This window comes from Janthinobacterium foliorum, from assembly GCF_978021625.1.
Genome location: NZ_CDXDQE010000067.1, coordinates 1 through 392 on the forward strand (window position 1 = coordinate 1; position 392 = coordinate 392).

General features: G+C 57.7%; 1 protein-coding gene. It reads left to right on the forward strand.

Annotated features, from left to right (window positions below; translation table 11 throughout):
• On the forward strand, positions 1-392 hold a 392-nt coding region (locus tag ACZ92H_RS29510), incomplete at both ends, for an EF-Tu C-terminal domain-related protein (protein WP_465051981.1).

Here is a 392-nt window from a genome sequence, read left to right on the forward strand (position 1 = left end):
GGCGTGGAAATGTTCCGCAAGCTGCTGGACCAAGGTCAAGCAGGCGACAACGTTGGTCTGCTGCTGCGCGGCACCAAGCGTGAAGACGTGCAACGTGGTCAAGTTCTGGCAAAGCCAGGCTCGATCAAGCCGCACGCCCACTTCACCGGCGAGATCTATGTTCTGTCGAAAGACGAAGGCGGCCGTCATACGCCATTCTTCAACAACTATCGTCCACAGTTCTACTTCCGCACGACGGACGTAACGGGTTCGATCGAGTTGCCAGCAGACAAAGAAATGGTCATGCCAGGCGATAACGTGTCGATCACCGTCAAGCTGATCAACCCGATCGCGATGGAAGAAGGTCTGCGCTTCGCTATCCGCGAAGGCGGCCGTACCGTCGGCGCTGGTGT